Origin of the sequence: Longimicrobium sp., from assembly GCF_036387355.1 — a bacterium.
Taxonomy (GTDB): domain Bacteria; phylum Gemmatimonadota; class Gemmatimonadetes; order Longimicrobiales; family Longimicrobiaceae; genus Longimicrobium.
In genome coordinates, this window is the sequence record NZ_DASVTX010000049.1 from 1 (window position 1) to 15,290 (window position 15,290).

Here is a 15,290-nt window from a genome sequence, read left to right on the forward strand (position 1 = left end):
CACGGGACCGAAGGTGCTGATTCTACGCGCCTGCCGCCAGCGGGCCGCGTTTGGGGTGTGGCGCGTTGTGAGCGGCGGGTTCATCCGCTCAGGCGGGCGCCGGACGCCGCTGCCGCCCTACTGCCACGCCGCCCCACGCGCGGGTGGCGCGGACGGGTCGGGCCAGAGCTTCAGCTTGTCCATGTCCGCGCGCAGCTTCAGCAGCGCTTCGTCCTTCATCTTGGCTTCCAGCATGATGTCGAACGGGGCGTCCCCCATTTCCCGCAGAAACGCCGCGAACTCCCACGGGTGCACGTAGTCCGCGTGCTGCGACAGGAGCGGCGGCGCGGCCACCTCCTTCTTGCCCCGCGTCACCGTCCGCGAGTCCAGCCTGGGCGACGAGAAGTGGATCTTGGGCTGCACGCCGTCGCGCCACGTGCCGATGGCCGCGCGGCACGCCTCGCCCAGCGTGAGCGTTCCCGGGTTCAGCAGGTGGTGCTGATGGTCAAAGATCAGCCGGATGCCCGTGGCCTCGTGCACCCGAAGGCAGTCTTGCACCGTGTACAGCGTCTCGTCGTTCTCAATCACCAGCCGGCGCCTCCCGGATTCCGACAGCCGCGGCCAGTTCTCGATGAAGCGCGCGATGGCGGCGTCCTTGTCGCCATACGCGCCGCCCATGTGGATGATGACCACCGCCTCCGGCCCCTGCTCCATGGCGTCCAGCAGTTCCGCCTGCGAGTTCACGTCCCAGATCCCCTTGTCGTTGATCCTGGGATCCTGCGCGGAAAGCAGCACGAACTGCGAGGGGTGCAGCGACAGGCGGATGTCGCGCTCGCGGGCCATGCGCCCCAGCGCGGCCAGGTCGCCCGAGCACTCGGCAATCTGCCCGTGGAACTGCGGCAGGTCCGGGTGTGTGCAGTACGGCGCAAAGTCCGACGATATGCGGTACATGCGAATGTCCACCTCGTCCAGGTACTCGAACACCTCGCGCAGGTAGCCGATGGAGGTGCGCAGGTGCGGGCCGCTCTGCCACCGCCGCGCGTCGTTGCTCTTGAGCCCCTCGCGCCCCACCACCTTGACCGCGAACCCCAGCCGCCGGGGCCACTCGCGCTTGGCCATTCCTGCTCCCTGTCCGTGTGGATCGTACGAAGAAACGGGGGCGCGATGCCGTGTGGCACCGCGCCCCCGCGGGTCTGTTCAGAACACGTACCGCCGCGCGGCTCAGGCCTGCGGGCGCTGCACCAGAACCCACACCGTGTCGGTGCTGCCGCTGTAGAACATGGAGATCACCACGTTCTTTTCGCGCCCGTCACGGAACCGGAACTGGTATGGAAACACGGTGTGCAGGTTGCGCTTCTCTACGCCGGTCACAAAAGCGCCGTAGAACTGCTGCACCTTGGTGCAGGGCGCCACTTCGTCAAAGAAGCTCTTGCCGATGGCGTCGCTCTTTTCCACGCGGGCCAGGCTGGACTCCGTCTGGTTGAACTTGAGGACCGTGCCGTTGCGGTCCAGCTGGATCATACCGACGGGGAGGTTGTCGAGCTCGTCCTGGGTAAGGACGTCGGCGCGCTCCAGTACCTGGCTGGTGCTCTGCGTGGCGGTAGTCTGCATCAGATGCTCCTGCGGATCAGAAGAGGGGGGACATTGGGCTGCTCCGCGATCTCGTAACAGCTGTTTCCGTTGACGTGCTAGAATCATACCGCCTCGTAGACAGATTGTCCAATGTCTGTGCAGCTGTGTTCACGGTTGCGGCGTACGTCGTTTAGCGCCACGCCTTTGCGGGACGAGGACCAGATTGCTTCCCCGCAGAGTCCAGGCATCTCCCGGGTTATGTGAACGGACGCGCGGCGGACGGTGCAGGGCAGAGCCCGGCGCCCGGGGCCGGATGTCCGCGCGACGGACGTTGTGTAGCGGTCAGGGACGACGGAGGATGGACGAACCCTTGCGGAGCCGCTGGACATCCCGCCGCAACGGACACGGTGCCCTCCCGAAAAATTCGGAAAACTCAGCGCGGGCGCCTGGCTGCGGCACCGGGCGCGTCGTCCGGTGCAGCCGCGATTCCCCCCGGGGATGATGGCCTCGCAGGAGCGCCGGCCATCCCGCGGCTCGAAACGGCGCTGATTGCGCCACTTCGTCGCGGCGCCCTCCCCGGTCCGCGCGGAGGGCGTGGAACGCGGGTTGCACAGCCGTCGCGCCCCGGTGCTCCGGCAGAACGCACGGATTCGTGCAGGTTCGCGGCAGCCCTCCGGTGACGTGCCCCCGATCCGAAACCAAGGGAGATCCCGATGGCAGACAACAACATGGACAGGGTGGTTCCGCTCGGCCGGCTGAACGACTACAAGGTGGCCGAGGGCGATCCCGACGTGCGCGGCTGGGAGGTGATGGCCTCCGACGGGCGTAAGATCGGCGAGGTGGAGGAACTGCTGGTGGACACCACCGCCATGAAGGTGCGCTACCTGGAGGTGGACGTGGATGACACGCTGATGGCCGGCGCGGGCGATCGCCACGTCCTGATCCCCATCGGCTACGCGCGGCTGGAGCGCGAGCGCGACTCGATCACCGTGGAGGGGGTGTCGTCGGCGGACCTGCACGCCATCCCCGCGTACGACCGCGCCACGGGCATCACCCGCGAGCACGAGACGGCGGTGCGCGACCACTTCACCCGTCCCAGCCAGACGCGCACGGCCACCAGCACGGACGCAACCATGGCCGGCGGGCTGAGCACCGCGGGGCAGGTGGGGCTGGGCTCCGGCGTGGAGGCGGGGACGGCGGGCGCGCTGGACGTGGGCGGCGGCATTGACACCGCCGGGCTGAACCACACGCCGGGCACCACCACCGGCATGGGGATGCACGCCTCCGGCACGCCCCTGGGCGGCACGGGGATGTCGGACGCGGCGGCGGGCATCCGCAGCGCCGGCTCGGACCTGGGCGGCACGACGGGGATGTCGGCGGGCGGATCGACGGGGATGGGCGCGTCCACCGGCGGATCGACCGGGAGCATGGGTGCGTCCACCGCAGGGATGGGCGGATCCACGGGCGGAATGTCGGCCGGCGGATCGACCGGAAGCATGGGTGCGTCCACCGGCGGGATGGGTGGATCCACGGGCGGGATGTCCGCGTCCGGGTCCACGGGCGCCATGGGCGCGTCGTCGGCCGGCGGCGGCGTGAGCCCCGCCACCGGGCTGTCGGGCGAGGCGCGCGAGATTCGCGGTGACCTGAGCCACCGCGCGGGGCTGGCCGGGTCGGACTACATGCACAACTCCGACGAGGACTTCTACTCGTCCGACGCGTTCGACGACAACCGCTTCTACGGCGCGCGCCGCGGTGCCGCCGAGGGCGGCGCGGACCAGGAAGCCACCCGCCGCGCGGCGCAGGACGCCACCGAGCGGCTGCGGGAAGACCACGAGAACCGCGGCCTGGGCGGAACCGGCAACATGTAATCCGCCCCGGCGGATGGGGGACGGGGCGCTCTCGCCGCACGGCGGGGGCGCCCCGTTCGTCGTAGCCGGACCGCCGCGCACTCCGTAGATTCCGCCGCGATGAACACCCTCTCCCTCGCCGGCCGGCCGGATCCCTGGATTCTGTGCGTGGACGCGGGCTCGTCCTCCGTCCGCGCGTGGTGGTACGACGGCGCGGGCGATGCGCTCCCCGGCAACCCGGCGCGGCGGCCGTGCTCGTGGACGGTCACGCCGGACGGCGGGCTGACCGCCGATCCGGAGGCGCTGCTGAATGCCGCGCTGGGCGCCATCGACGATGCGATGCTCGCCGGGCGCGCCGCCGGGGTGCGCCCCGCCGCGGTGGCGATGGCGGTGTTCTGGCACGGGCTGGCGGGGTTCGGCGCGGAGGGCGAGGTGCTCACGCCGCTGTACGGCTGGGGCGACGCGCGTGCCTCCATTGCGGCCGCGCAGATCCGGGAGCGGGTGGATGCACGCGCGGTGCACCAGCGGACGGGGTGCTTTGTGCACGGGCTGTATCCCGCCGCCAGGCTGGTCTGGCTGGGCGCCGCGCCGGGCGATACCTTGCCGCGCGCCGCCGTCTGGGGAAGCCTGGGCGAGCTGGTCGCGCTGCGGCTGTTCGGCCAGGCGCGCACGTCGCTTTCCATGGCGAGCGGCACCGGGCTGCTGGACCTGCGCCGCGGCGTGTGGGACGACGAGATGCTGCGCGTCGCCGGCATCGGCGCGGACCAGCTTCCCGCCCTCCGCGACGAGCCCGTGCGCGGGCTGCGGTCCCCCTTCGCCGCGCGGTGGCCGGAGCTGGCGGGCGTGCCCTGGTTCCCGGCGCTGGGCGACGGCGCGTGCGCCAGCCTGGGCACCCGCGCGTCCGGCGCGCGCGTGGGAATGACGGTGGGCACCTCGGCGGCGGTGCGGGTGCTGCGCGCGGACGCGGACCCCGTGGTTCCGCCCGGGCTGTGGTGCTACCGGGTGGACGCGCGGCGCACCGTGTGCGGCCGGGCGCTCAGCAACGGCGGCAACGGGTTCGACTGGCTGCGCCGCACGCTCGCCCTGCCGCCCGCGGACGAGCTGGAGGCGCGGCTGGCGGAGATGGTGCCCGGCGCGCACCGGCTCACGGTGGTGCCGCGGCTGGTGGCGGAGCGGCCGCCGGAGCCGCCCGGCCCGCCCACCGCCTCGCTGGCGGGGATCACGCTCGCGACGGGGCCGCTGGAGATCGTTCGCGCGTGGCTGGAGGCGGAGGCGTTCGCCATGGCCGATGCGCTGGACGCGGTGGAGGCCGCGTTCGGGCCCGCGGACGAGGTGGTGGCCGGGGGCGGCGCGCTTGCTGCGTCCCCCGCCTGGGCCCGCATCGTGGCGGACGTGTTCGGGCGCCCGCTGCGGCTTTCGGCGGACCCGGAAAGCACCATGCACGGCGCCGCCCTGCTGGCGCTGGAGCGGCTGGGCGCGCTGGCGGACGCCTCCGCGTACGTGCCGTCCTCCGCGGACGGCGAGCGGCTGATGCCGGACGCCACCGCGCACGAGATCTACCGGAACGTGCGCTCCGCAGGCGCTTCAGGCACCGGCATCCCCGGCGAGTGAGCGAACGTAGCGCGGGGCGAGGCCCGGCGCGGTTCGCGCAGTCGGCCCGGCGCACGCTGGACTCTTCCGTCGCGCACGGACCCGCGCCCCTCAACGCGCGGCGCCGCCGGCTCAGAATGACAGGGCCGCGACGAAGACGCGGCCGCCCCGGAATCTGTCATCCTGAGGAGGCGTGGCCGGGGCGTCCGCGCGATCCGGATTCTGCGCCGACGAAGGATCTGCTTTCCGCCGAGCGTGGCACGGCGACGAGCACGCGACCCTCCCGTCCCGATCCGCACTGCGGAGCGCGACCTGGCAGCATCGCGGCGGTACCATCCACACAACCGGAACACCCTGATGGCGAATCAGAACGGCGGGCTGGACCAGCTCAGCATCAACACCATCCGCACGCTGTCCATGGACGCGGTGCAGGCGGCCAACTCCGGCCACCCGGGCACGCCCATGGCGCTGGCGCCCCTCGCCTACGTGATCTGGACGCGCCACCTGCGCCACAACCCGCGCGATCCCAAATGGATTGACCGCGACCGGTTCGTGCTGAGCTGCGGGCACGCGTCCATGCTGCTGTACTCGCTGCTCTACCTCAGCGGCTACGACCTCGCGCTGGACGACCTCAAGAACTTCCGGCAGTGGGAAAGCAAGACGCCCGGCCATCCGGAGTACGGAATGACGCCGGGCGTGGAAACCACCACCGGGCCGCTGGGGCAGGGCTTCGCCACGGGGGTGGGGATGGCGATGGCCGAGGCGCACCTGGCCGCGCGCTACAACCGCCCGGGGCACGAGGTGATCGACCATCACGTGTACGCCATCTGCAGCGACGGCGACCTGATGGAGGGCGTGGCCGCCGAGGCCGCGTCCATGGCCGGGCACCTGGGGCTGGGCAAGCTCATCTACTTCTGGGACGACAACAAGATCACCATCGAAGGCAGCACCGACCTCGCCTTTACCGAGGACATGGGCAAGCGCTTCGAGGGCTACGGCTGGCACCACCAGCGCGTGGAAGACGGCAACGACCTGGAGGCCATCGACGCCGCCATCCGCGCCGCCAAGGCCGATCCCCGCCCGTCGCTGATCTCCGTCCGCACCATCATCGGCTTCGGCTCGCCCAACAAGGCCGGGTCCGAAAAAGCGCACGGCGAGCCGCTGGGCGCCGAAGAGATCGTAAAGACCAAGCAGAACCTGGGCTGGCCCACCACGGACTCGTTCTTTGTGCCCGACGAGGCGCTGAACCACATGCGCCAGGCGGTGGAGCGCGGGGCGGAGATGCAGCGCGAGTGGCAGGGCCGGTACGACGCGTATCGCCAGGCGCACGGCGACGCGGCGGCCGCGCTGGAATCCGCGCTGAACCGCACGCTGCCCGAGGGGTGGGACGCGGACCTGCCCACGTGGACCAAGGACGACAAGCCGATCGCGACCCGCGCGGCCTCGGGCAAGGCGCTGAACGCCATCGCCAGGCACGTCCCGTGGCTCATCGGCGGCTCGGCGGACCTGGCGGGGAGCACCAACACGCTCATTGCGGACGAGGAAAGCTACGGGCCCGAAAACTACGGCGGCCGCAACCTGCACTACGGGGTGCGCGAGCACGCCATGGGCTCGGCCATGAACGGCATGGCGCTGCACGGCGGCGTGCGCCCGTACGGGGCCACCTTCCTCATCTTCAGCGACTACATGCGGCCGGCGGTGCGCCTGGCGGCGCTGATGGAGCAGCCCACCATCTACATCTACACGCACGATTCGGTGGGGCTGGGCGAGGACGGCCCCACGCACCAGCCCATCGAGCAGCTTCCCGCGCTGCGCGCCATTCCCGGCTTGATCGACTTCCGCCCCGGCGACGCCAACGAGACGGCGGAGGCGTGGCGCTTTGCCATGGAGCACACGGACGGCCCCATCTTCATGGCGCTCACCCGGCAGGCGCTGCCGCACCTGGACCGCGACACGCTCGGAGCCGCCGCCGGGCTGCGGCACGGGGCCTACATTCTGGCGGACGCGGAGGGCGGCGAAACCCCGCAGGCCGTCCTGATCGCCAGCGGCTCGGAGCTTTCGCTGGCGCTGGACGCGCAGAAGCTGCTGGCGGCGGACGGCGTTCGCGCGCGGGTGGTGAGCATGCCCAGCTGGGCGCTGTTCGCGAAGCAGGACCAGGAGTACCGCGACCGCATTCTTCCGCCGCAGGTGCGGGCACGGGTGGCGGTGGAGGCCGCGCACCCCATGGGCTGGCACCGCTGGGTAGGCGAGGGCGAGGTGGTGGGCATCAGCCACTTCGGCGCGTCGGCGCCTGCCACGCGGGTGTTCCAGGAGCTGGGCTTCAGCGCGGAGAACGTGGCCGCCAAGGCCAAGGGGCTGCTGGGCATGGGCGATGGGGACGCGGGCGCGGCCGGCCGGGACGCCGGCCCCACCGCGCACGGCACGGACGAAAAGAGTGCGTGAGTGCTGGGTGCGTGAGTGCGGGGTGAACTCCCTCGCACTCACGCACTCACGCACATCGCACTTCCGCACTTCTTTCCTGGGAGACGCACCGATGGCGACCGATACCGAGCACCCGACCGACGCCGTGGAGGCCAAGGGCAATCCGCTGCACGAGCTGCACACGCTGGGGCAGAGCGTGTGGCTGGACTACATCCGCCGCGGCATTCTGGCCAACGGCGAGCTCAAGGAGATGATCCGCAGCTACGACCTGCGCGGCATCACCAGCAATCCCTCCATCTTTGAGCAGGCGATGGGGGACAGCGACGACTACGACGACGCGCTCACGGCGCTGGCGGCAAAGGGCACGCAGGGATCCGCCGCGTACGAGGCGCTGGCCGTGGAAGACATCCGTGCCGCCTGCGACCTGTTCCGCGAGGTGTACGACAAGGCGCAGGGCGCGGACGGATTCGTGTCGCTGGAAGTGTCGCCGGAGCTGGCGCACGACACCGCCGGCACGCTGGAAGAGGCGCGCCGCCTGTGGAAGGCCGTGGACCGGCCCAACCTGATGATCAAGGTGCCGGGGACGGACGCCGGCATTCCCGCCATCGAGCAGCTGATCGCGGACGGCTTCAACGTCAACGTCACCCTCCTGTTCTCCGTCGCCAGCCACGAGAAGGTGATGGAGGCGTACCTGCGCGGGCTGGAGAAGCGGCACGCCGCCGGGCAGCCGCTGGAGCGCGTGGCCTCGGTGGCGTCGTTCTTTGTGTCGCGGGTGGACTCGGCCATCGACGGGCAGCTGGAGAAGATCGCGGAGAAGGAATCCGGCAAGCGCGACCGGGTGCTCGCGCTGCGCGGCAAGGCGGCCATCGCCAACGCCAAGCTGGCCTACGCGCGCTTCCGCGAAGTGTTCAGCGGCGAGCGGTGGGAGCGGCTTCGCGCGGCGGGGGCGCTGGTGCAGCGGCCGCTGTGGGCCAGCACCAGCACCAAGAACCCGGACTACCGCGACGTCATCTACGTGGAAGAGCTCATCGGGCGCGACACGGTGAACACCATGCCGCTCGCGACGGTGGAGGCGTTCGGCGACCACGGCGTGGCGCGCGCCACGGTGGACCAGGACGTGGACGGCGCCCGTGCGGACCTCGCCGCGCTCGCGGAGGCGGGGATCGACCTGGACGCGGTGACGGACCAGCTGCAGCGCGAGGGCGTGGACAAGTTCACCCAGTCGTTCCGCGAGATGATCGAGTCCGTGGGCGGCAAGCTGTCGCGCGTGGCGCAGAGCGCCTGAGCTTCCGGCGTGTGCAGGACGCGGCGCCCCGGTCCCCCTCGGCGGACCGGGGCGCCGCTGTATCCGGCATCCACTTTCGGCGTGTTCTGTGACGTCTGTGTCGCGAAATGTCCCGCAGATGCCTCACGACGGTTCCTATCCCGCGGGTCAAGGATTTTCGTAAGCCGATATGGCTGTGGGGGATGCGCGGAATGGTCCCGATCTGCGCGCCGTGGTCCAACGGTTGCTACATATCGCGTAGCAGACGGGCGGATGTGGCCTGTCGCGATCGGCTGAGGGAGTGAACGGGAGCCTGCTCAGTGCTTCGGCTTCATGTGCTCGACCCTTGATGTGGACGGCGTTCATCCGCCCGGACACTCCACGGCCGATCGTCTGTACCGGTGCGCTGCGCCGGGGTGAACGGACCGCGTCCCGGATCGGGATGCGGTCCGTTCCGCATCCGCCGTCCACCGTCTTCAAACCATCGCGGGGTGGACCGCATCTGAGTGTGTGCAGGGCGGCGGCGGATGCCGCGGCCCGAGCCCAACCCTGATTCCGGAGCCGATCCGATGCGCGTCGCCGCCCGTCTACTTCCCCTTGCCGCCGCCCTGGCGTTCGCCGTTCCCGGCCACGCCCAGACCGACGAGGGCTGCCGCAACTGGAGCCGCTACAACAACGGCGACAACGACCGCCGCAGCTTTTGCGAGGTGCGCGAAAGCCGCATGCCCGCCAACGGTTCGCTCACGGTGGATGCCGGAACCAACGGCGGCGTCTCGGTGCGGGCGTACGAGGGGCGCGAGGTGGTGGTGCGGTCGCGCGTGCAGACCTACGCGCGGACGGACGAGGATGCGCGCGAACTGGCGCGGGCCGTCCGTGTGAACGCCTCCGGGTCCACCATCACCGCCTCCGGCCCGTCGACGAGCGGAATGCGCGGCCGCAGCTGGGCGGTGAGCTACGAGATCATGGTGCCGGCGCGCACCAGCCTTACGCTGGATACGCACAACGGGCCCATCCGCGTGGAAGGCGTGGCGGGAACCATGCGGCTGCGCGCCACCAACGGCCCGCTGAACCTGGTAGACGTGTCGGGCGACGTGAACGGCCGCACGACGAACGGGCCGGTGAACGTGACGCTGGCCGGCCGCGCGTGGCGGGGCGGCGGGCTGGACGTGCAGACCACCAACGGCCCGGTGAGCGTGCGCATTCCGCGGGGCTACGGCGCGCACCTGCGGGCCAGCACCGTGCACGGCCCCATCCGCGTCCCCTCGTCCATGCGCCGCCGCGGCGACGATGACGACAACCGCCGCCCGTGGAGCCGCCCGGCGCCGGTGGACATGGAGCTGAACGGCGGCGGCCCGCCGATCCGCGCCGTGACCACCAACGGCCCGGTGACCATCACCGAAATCTGACGCACGATCCACTGCGATGAACCAGGCGAGGCGCTCCACGCGGGGCGCCTCGCTTTCGTTGTCCTCTGGTTCCGCTAACAGAAAACCCGTCTCTCACGGAGGACGCAGAGGTTGCACGGAGATCACGGTACAGCACGGGGGAAGCGTTCCGTGGTTCACCGTTGTTCCTCCGTGGACCCCGTGGACCTCCGTGATCTCCGTGGGAGACGCGGTTCTACTCCGCTGCGCGCACAACCGCGCCGGGGACGGGTTTTGCATCGCGTTGTTTGCTGGATGCCGACACAACACACGCGCGGGGGGACAGGATGCGGCTGGGCATGGTGGGGCTGGGCAAGATGGGCGGAAACATGGCGCAGCGGCTTACCCGCGGCGGCCACCAGGTGGTGGTGTACGACCGTGACCCGGCGGTCACCGCGCAGGTGGCCCAGGCCGCCGGCGCCGAGCCGGCCGCCTCGCTGGACGAGCTGATGCAGAAGCTGCAGGCGCCCCGCGCCGTGTGGGTCATGGTGCCCGCCGGGCACCCCACGGAGCAGGTGCTCAGCGACCTGGCCGACCGCGGCGCGCCGGGCGACGTGCTCATTGACGGCGGCAACAGCAACTACAAGGACAGCCAGCGCCGCGCCGCCGAACTGGAGAAGCGCGGCATCGGCTTCGTGGACGCGGGCACCAGCGGCGGCATCTGGGGGCTGGAAAACGGCTACTGCCTCATGGTGGGCGGCACGCCGCAGTCCGTGGCCGTCTGCGAGCCCGCGTTCCGCACCCTGGCCCCGCCCGATGGCTACCTGCACGTGGGCGCCAGCGGAGCCGGGCACTTCACCAAGATGGTGCACAACGGCATCGAGTACGGCCTGCTGCAGGCCTACGCCGAAGGCTTTGAGATCCTGGAGAAGTCCGGGATGGAACTGGACCTTCAGCGCATCGCCGGGCTGTGGAACCACGGCAGCGTGGTGCGCTCCTGGCTGCTGGAGCTGCTGGAGCGCGCCTACGCGCAGGAAGGGCAGGCGCTGGAGAACATCCGCGGGTGGGTGGCCGACAGCGGCGAAGGGCGGTGGACGGTGGAGACCGCCATGGAGCTGGACGTGCCCGCGCCCGTCATCACGCTGGCCTTGCAGGCGCGTTTCCGCTCGCGGCAGGAGGAGTCGTACGGCGCGCAGGTGATCGCGGCACTGCGCAACCAGTTTGGCGGGCACGCCATCAAGACCGGCGCGCCGGAGCCGCCCCAGGCATGAGCGACACCCAACTCACCGCCCCGCCCGAGGCGCTGGGCGACGTTCCCAGCGCAGGCCCGCAGGGCGAAACGCCGCTGCGCACCCCCATGGTGGCGCCGCTGGGCCGGGCGCGCACCCCGGAGCCCCTGGCCCTCGTGGTCTTTGGCGCCACGGGCGACCTCATGCGGCGCAAGCTCATGCCCGCGCTCTGGCGGCTGCGGCAGGAAGGGATGCTGCCGGACGACTTCGCCATCGTGGGCAACGCGCGCGAAGCCACGGACGACGGCGACTTTCGCGAGCGCATGCGGGCCGCGCTCGCCGAGTTCGCCGAAGAGCCGGACGCGGCCGAGTGGGAGAAGTTCTCGCACCGCCTTCGCTTCGTGGGCGGCAGCACGGACGATCCCGCCACATTCGTGCAGCTCGCCACAGTGCTGCGCGAGGTGGACCGCGACTGCGGCACGCAGGGCAACCGGCTGTTCTACCTGGCGCTGCCCCCCAGCGTGGTGGCGCAGACGGCGGAGGGGCTGGGGCGCGCGGGCCTGGTGTGCCATCCGGAAGATGCCTGCTACACCCGCATCATCGTCGAAAAGCCGTTCGGGCGCGACCTGGACAGCGCGCGGGCGCTCAACGCGTCGCTGCTCAAGGTGTTCGCCGAGCCGCAGATCTTTCGCATCGACCACTACCTGGGCAAGGAAACGCTGCAGAACCTGCTGGTGTTCCGCTTCGCCAACACCATCTGGGAACCGCTCTGGGGCCGCAACTACGTGGACCACGTGCAGATCACCGTCAGCGAAACGGTGGGCGTGGAGTCGCGCGCGGGCTACTACGACCGCAGCGGCGCGCTGCGCGACATGATCCAGAGCCACCTGTTGCAGATCCTTACCCTGGTGGCCATGGAGCCGCCCGCCTCGTACGACGCGGACAGCATCCGCAACGAAAAGGTGAAGGTGCTGCAGGCGATCCCCCTGCTGCAGGGCGACGACCTGGGGCGCCACGCGGTGCGCGGGCAGTACGCGGCGTCGGCCGAGGGGGCGGAGGGCGAGCCCATGCCGGGGTACCGCGACGAGAAGGACGTGCCGGAGGGGTCGCGGACGGAAACGTTCGCGGCGTTGCGGCTGCTGGTGGACAACTGGCGGTGGGCCGGCGTGCCCTTCTACCTGCGGACGGGCAAGCGGCTCAAGGCCAAGCAGAGCGAGGTGGTGATCCGCTTTCGCCCGGCGCCGCACCCCGTGCGCGACCTGGTGCAGGATGATCCGCCCGCACCCAACGCGCTGGTGCTGCACATTCAGCCTGACGAGGGGATCTCGCTCTTTTTTGAGGCCAAGGTGCCCGGCATCCGCGGCCCGCTGCGCCCGGTAAGCATGGACATGAAGTACACCAGCGCCTTTGAGGGAGCGGAGTCGCCGGAGGCGTACCAGCGGCTGCTGCTTGACGCCATGCTGGGCGACGCCACCCTGTTTGCGCGGCGCGACGAAGTGGAGGCCGCGTGGACGCTCATCACCCCCATTCTGCAGGCCTGGGAGGCGGGCGGCGAGCCGGACCCGTACCCGGCCGGCTCGTGGGGCCCCGCGTGCGCGGACGAACTGCTGGGCCGCGAGGGGCGGAGCTGGCACGAGCCGACGGGGTGATGGAAGTGCGGGAGTGCACGCGCCTGAGAAATAGAAGATCCTGCCTCGTGGAACGCATTCCATGAGGCAGGACTTCCATGCTCGGTTCGAATGGATCAGGTGAAGCGAGATGAGGGTGGGAGTATCGAAACATTCAGGCTACTCAGGCTAACCGTAGCCCACGCGGAACGCTGGTCTCGTGCAGGTCGCGGGTTGGGTTTGCTAGCCTGTCCCCATTGTCCCTTACCTGACTCCTTTACTCCCGATGAGCCCGCCAGGTTGGCACACCAGATCTCGGCGGGTTAGCCGTTGTGCGGCGAAAGCTGCGGGATGGAGGATGCCGGACCCGGATGTCCCGTTAGGCCCCTTGCTGGCACGTTTTCCGTCCGTTCAGCCCCGCGCCGGCCTGAGATGAAGCGAGTACACTACCAAGGTAGTGCGGCAGCACCTCTTCTGCCCGACTAACGTCGTACGCGATACCGAACACCACGTCCTGTTGAACCCACACGCTCAAAGATCCCCCGGTCCACGAGGTCGGTAAGGTCTCGCGACGCAGTGCGCTTCTCAGACCCAGTGAGGTTCTGGTACTCGGAGTTGCTGATCACCCCACCAGCCCTCAAGGATAGCACCGCCTGGATCTGCCGCTCGTTCAACTCCAGCCTCCGCAGCTGATCCGCCGAGTACCGATCCCTTCGGAAGATCACCTTGAACCCGCCTCCCTCCTTGTCGACGAACTCCGGCTCCGGCAGATCCTGCTGCCGGCAAGCCTTGATCATACGAAGAGTTCCGGTGCCCCAACGCTCGATCAAGCCTGCTGCGTGGAAGATCTCCGCGATGAGTTCGTTGCGACGCCTGGACGGGTGCGGGTCAATGCGCAGCAGCGCCGGATCGAGATCGTTGATCAGGGGACCCGGATTCCAGATCTCCAGGCGATCGTCGTAGAGCCGGATCTGGATATCGCCGGGCACCATGTAGTCGCGGTGAACCAGGGCGTTGTTGATCGCTTCGCGGAGGGCTACGTAAGGGTACTCCCAGATCTCCTGGCGCTGCATCCCTTCCACACCGCTCCCCGAAGAGGGCATCTCGTATCGGACGTCGAGAAAGCGGGTCCGGAGCGCATCCATCACCCCGTCCAGTTGGGCAAACAGGTTGCCGGTCTGAACATGCTCGCTGAGGATCTCCCCGTCGTGAACGCGAGCGATCCGGACCAGCGCGGTGCGGTACGAGCGCTGCGGTTCGCGGCCAAACAGCAGCAGCCCCGCATGGGTGAGGCTGCCTTCGCGTACCAGATCCAGCTTGTCCAGCACGATTTCGGACGGCTGGTCTGGATCGAGATACGGAATGCGTGGCTTGCTGAGCGCGGCGAAGCGACGGAGCGAATCAGTGTCGATCTCGTCGATACTGGCCGAAGTCGTCAATGCATCCCAGGAGCTGCCGATCTGCCGGAGCATGCGCCGGGTAAGCTCCTCCCGGGGCATCTCTCGGTTGGTGCTGCCGACACGTGTGTAGTGACGCCCCTTGCATGCCACCACCCAGTCGGTAGGCTCCACGCTGATCACCAGGATTGTCTTGCCCTCGGCCGTACCCCACTCGACCCGAGGCGAGATTCCGAGGGTGTTGGAGATCGCGCTGGTAATCGACTGCATCTCCGCGTCCGACCCGCTCATTCCCGCGACGGTCCGGTCATCGTCGATCCCCACGAACAGGTTCCCGCCCCGCGTATTCGCGAACGCGCAGAGATCCTCGACGGCCTTGTCGTTCCACTTGACCTTGAACTCGATCTGTTCACCCTCCCGCAAATCGGGAGTCAGGAACACCTCGGTCATCTGGATCAAACCCCGATCGTAAGATGGTGAATCGCCGGCAACGCCTCCCCGCATCCCGCTACCGTCCAGCCGGACCGCGTAGCGGCATGGATTGCACGGCACATGGGAAGGGATCGACAGCTCATCTCGCGGGAGTTGGCGGTCCGCCTCCGCACGTCTGCGGGAGGCGGAGTTTGGCCTTACTCCGCGGCGGCGGCCTTGAGGGCGGCGCGGAGGGCGGCGGGGGTGACGTCCATGATGGCGAGCACACGGATGGGCGCACCGCGCGGCGACTGCACGACGCCCATCACCAGCTCCGCGGCGCCCACCTGCATTCGCCCCGCGGCGCGCGCCTCGATCATGGCGAACTCGATGGCGCCCTTTACGTCATCCGCGAACGGGAGCACGGGCGCGCGCAGCCCCCACGGACGCGGCGGCGAGGCGTGCTGCACGCGCCGCCGCATGTCGTCCACCGGATGGCCCAGCTGCGCAAAGGCGCGCGCCACCAGGCCCTCCGCATCGGCCAGCAGCGCCAGCAGCACGTGCTCTGCGTGCACCGCGGTGGCATTCGCCGCCTTGGCCTGCTCGGTT

11 protein-coding genes are annotated in these 15,290 nt (G+C 69.9%); 7 read left to right on the top strand and 4 right to left on the bottom strand.

Annotation, left to right across the window (positions count from 1 at the left end):
• Positions 1–117: 117 nt before the first annotated feature.
• Both uvsE and VF665_RS02610 read right to left on the bottom strand, forming a co-directional pair.
• The gene (gene uvsE, locus VF665_RS02605; protein WP_331051841.1) at positions 118–1,098 is read right to left on the bottom strand and encodes a UV DNA damage repair endonuclease UvsE; all 981 of its coding nucleotides are present in this window, start codon (positions 1,096–1,098) and stop codon (positions 118–120) included.
• Positions 1,099–1,200: 102 nt separating this feature from the next.
• Complete coding sequence (locus VF665_RS02610) at positions 1,201–1,590, bottom strand: PAS domain-containing protein (RefSeq protein WP_331051842.1); 390 nt, start codon at positions 1,588–1,590, stop codon at positions 1,201–1,203.
• 674 nt (positions 1,591–2,264) lie between these two features.
• Between VF665_RS02610 and VF665_RS02615 the strand changes: the two genes are divergently transcribed.
• From VF665_RS02615 to zwf, 7 genes are all read left to right on the top strand, one after another.
• Entirely contained in the window at positions 2,265–3,419 is a 1,155-nt protein-coding gene (locus tag VF665_RS02615) for a PRC-barrel domain-containing protein (RefSeq protein ID WP_331051843.1), read from the top strand.
• A gap of 99 nt (positions 3,420–3,518) precedes the next feature.
• Positions 3,519–5,009 carry a gluconokinase gene (locus tag VF665_RS02620; RefSeq protein ID WP_331051844.1) on the top strand — a complete coding sequence of 497 codons (1,491 nt, stop codon included), beginning with the start codon at positions 3,519–3,521 and terminating at the stop codon, positions 5,007–5,009.
• 336 nt (positions 5,010–5,345) lie between these two features.
• A complete protein-coding gene (gene tkt / locus VF665_RS02625) occupies positions 5,346–7,430 on the top strand; it encodes a transketolase (RefSeq protein WP_331051845.1) in 2,085 nt (694 codons plus the stop codon).
• 91 nt (positions 7,431–7,521) lie between these two features.
• The gene (gene tal / locus VF665_RS02630; RefSeq protein WP_331051846.1) at positions 7,522–8,694 is read left to right on the top strand and encodes a transaldolase; all 1,173 of its coding nucleotides are present in this window, start codon (positions 7,522–7,524) and stop codon (positions 8,692–8,694) included.
• Between the two features lie 548 nt (positions 8,695–9,242).
• A complete protein-coding gene (locus tag VF665_RS02635) occupies positions 9,243–10,079 on the top strand; it encodes a DUF4097 family beta strand repeat-containing protein (RefSeq protein ID WP_331051847.1) in 837 nt (278 codons plus the stop codon).
• A gap of 305 nt (positions 10,080–10,384) precedes the next feature.
• Positions 10,385–11,308 carry a phosphogluconate dehydrogenase (NAD(+)-dependent, decarboxylating) gene (gene gnd, locus VF665_RS02640; protein WP_331051848.1) on the top strand — a complete coding sequence of 308 codons (924 nt, stop codon included), beginning with the start codon at positions 10,385–10,387 and terminating at the stop codon, positions 11,306–11,308.
• A complete protein-coding gene (gene zwf / locus VF665_RS02645) occupies positions 11,305–12,915 on the top strand; it encodes a glucose-6-phosphate dehydrogenase (protein ID WP_331051849.1) in 1,611 nt (536 codons plus the stop codon). The genes gnd and zwf overlap by 4 nt, the downstream gene beginning before the upstream one ends.
• 440 nt (positions 12,916–13,355) lie before the next feature.
• Here the strand turns inward: zwf and VF665_RS02650 are convergent, their stop codons facing one another.
• Entirely contained in the window at positions 13,356–14,720 is a 1,365-nt protein-coding gene (locus VF665_RS02650) for an ATP-binding protein (protein ID WP_331051851.1), read from the bottom strand.
• 179 nt (positions 14,721–14,899) lie between these two features.
• The coding region (locus tag VF665_RS02655; protein ID WP_331051850.1) for a Clp protease N-terminal domain-containing protein at positions 14,900–15,290 on the bottom strand (391 nt) is incomplete at its 5' end.

Bases quoted from the DNA above. Each gene is read 5' to 3' on its own strand.
- VF665_RS02650 (WP_331051851.1), bottom strand. From the start codon at position 14,720: ATGACCGAGGTGTTCCTGACTCCCGATTTGCGGGAGGGTGAACAGATC.
- VF665_RS02620 (WP_331051844.1), top strand. From the start codon at position 3,519: ATGAACACCCTCTCCCTCGCCGGCCGGCCGGATCCCTGGATTCTGTGC.
- tal (WP_331051846.1), top strand. From the start codon at position 7,522: ATGGCGACCGATACCGAGCACCCGACCGACGCCGTGGAGGCCAAGGGC.
- zwf (WP_331051849.1), top strand. From the start codon at position 11,305: ATGAGCGACACCCAACTCACCGCCCCGCCCGAGGCGCTGGGCGACGTT.
- VF665_RS02615 (WP_331051843.1), top strand. From the start codon at position 2,265: ATGGCAGACAACAACATGGACAGGGTGGTTCCGCTCGGCCGGCTGAAC.
- uvsE (WP_331051841.1), bottom strand. From the start codon at position 1,098: ATGGCCAAGCGCGAGTGGCCCCGGCGGCTGGGGTTCGCGGTCAAGGTG.
- gnd (WP_331051848.1), top strand. From the start codon at position 10,385: ATGCGGCTGGGCATGGTGGGGCTGGGCAAGATGGGCGGAAACATGGCG.
- tkt (WP_331051845.1), top strand. From the start codon at position 5,346: ATGGCGAATCAGAACGGCGGGCTGGACCAGCTCAGCATCAACACCATC.
- VF665_RS02635 (WP_331051847.1), top strand. From the start codon at position 9,243: ATGCGCGTCGCCGCCCGTCTACTTCCCCTTGCCGCCGCCCTGGCGTTC.
- VF665_RS02610 (WP_331051842.1), bottom strand. From the start codon at position 1,590: ATGCAGACTACCGCCACGCAGAGCACCAGCCAGGTACTGGAGCGCGCC.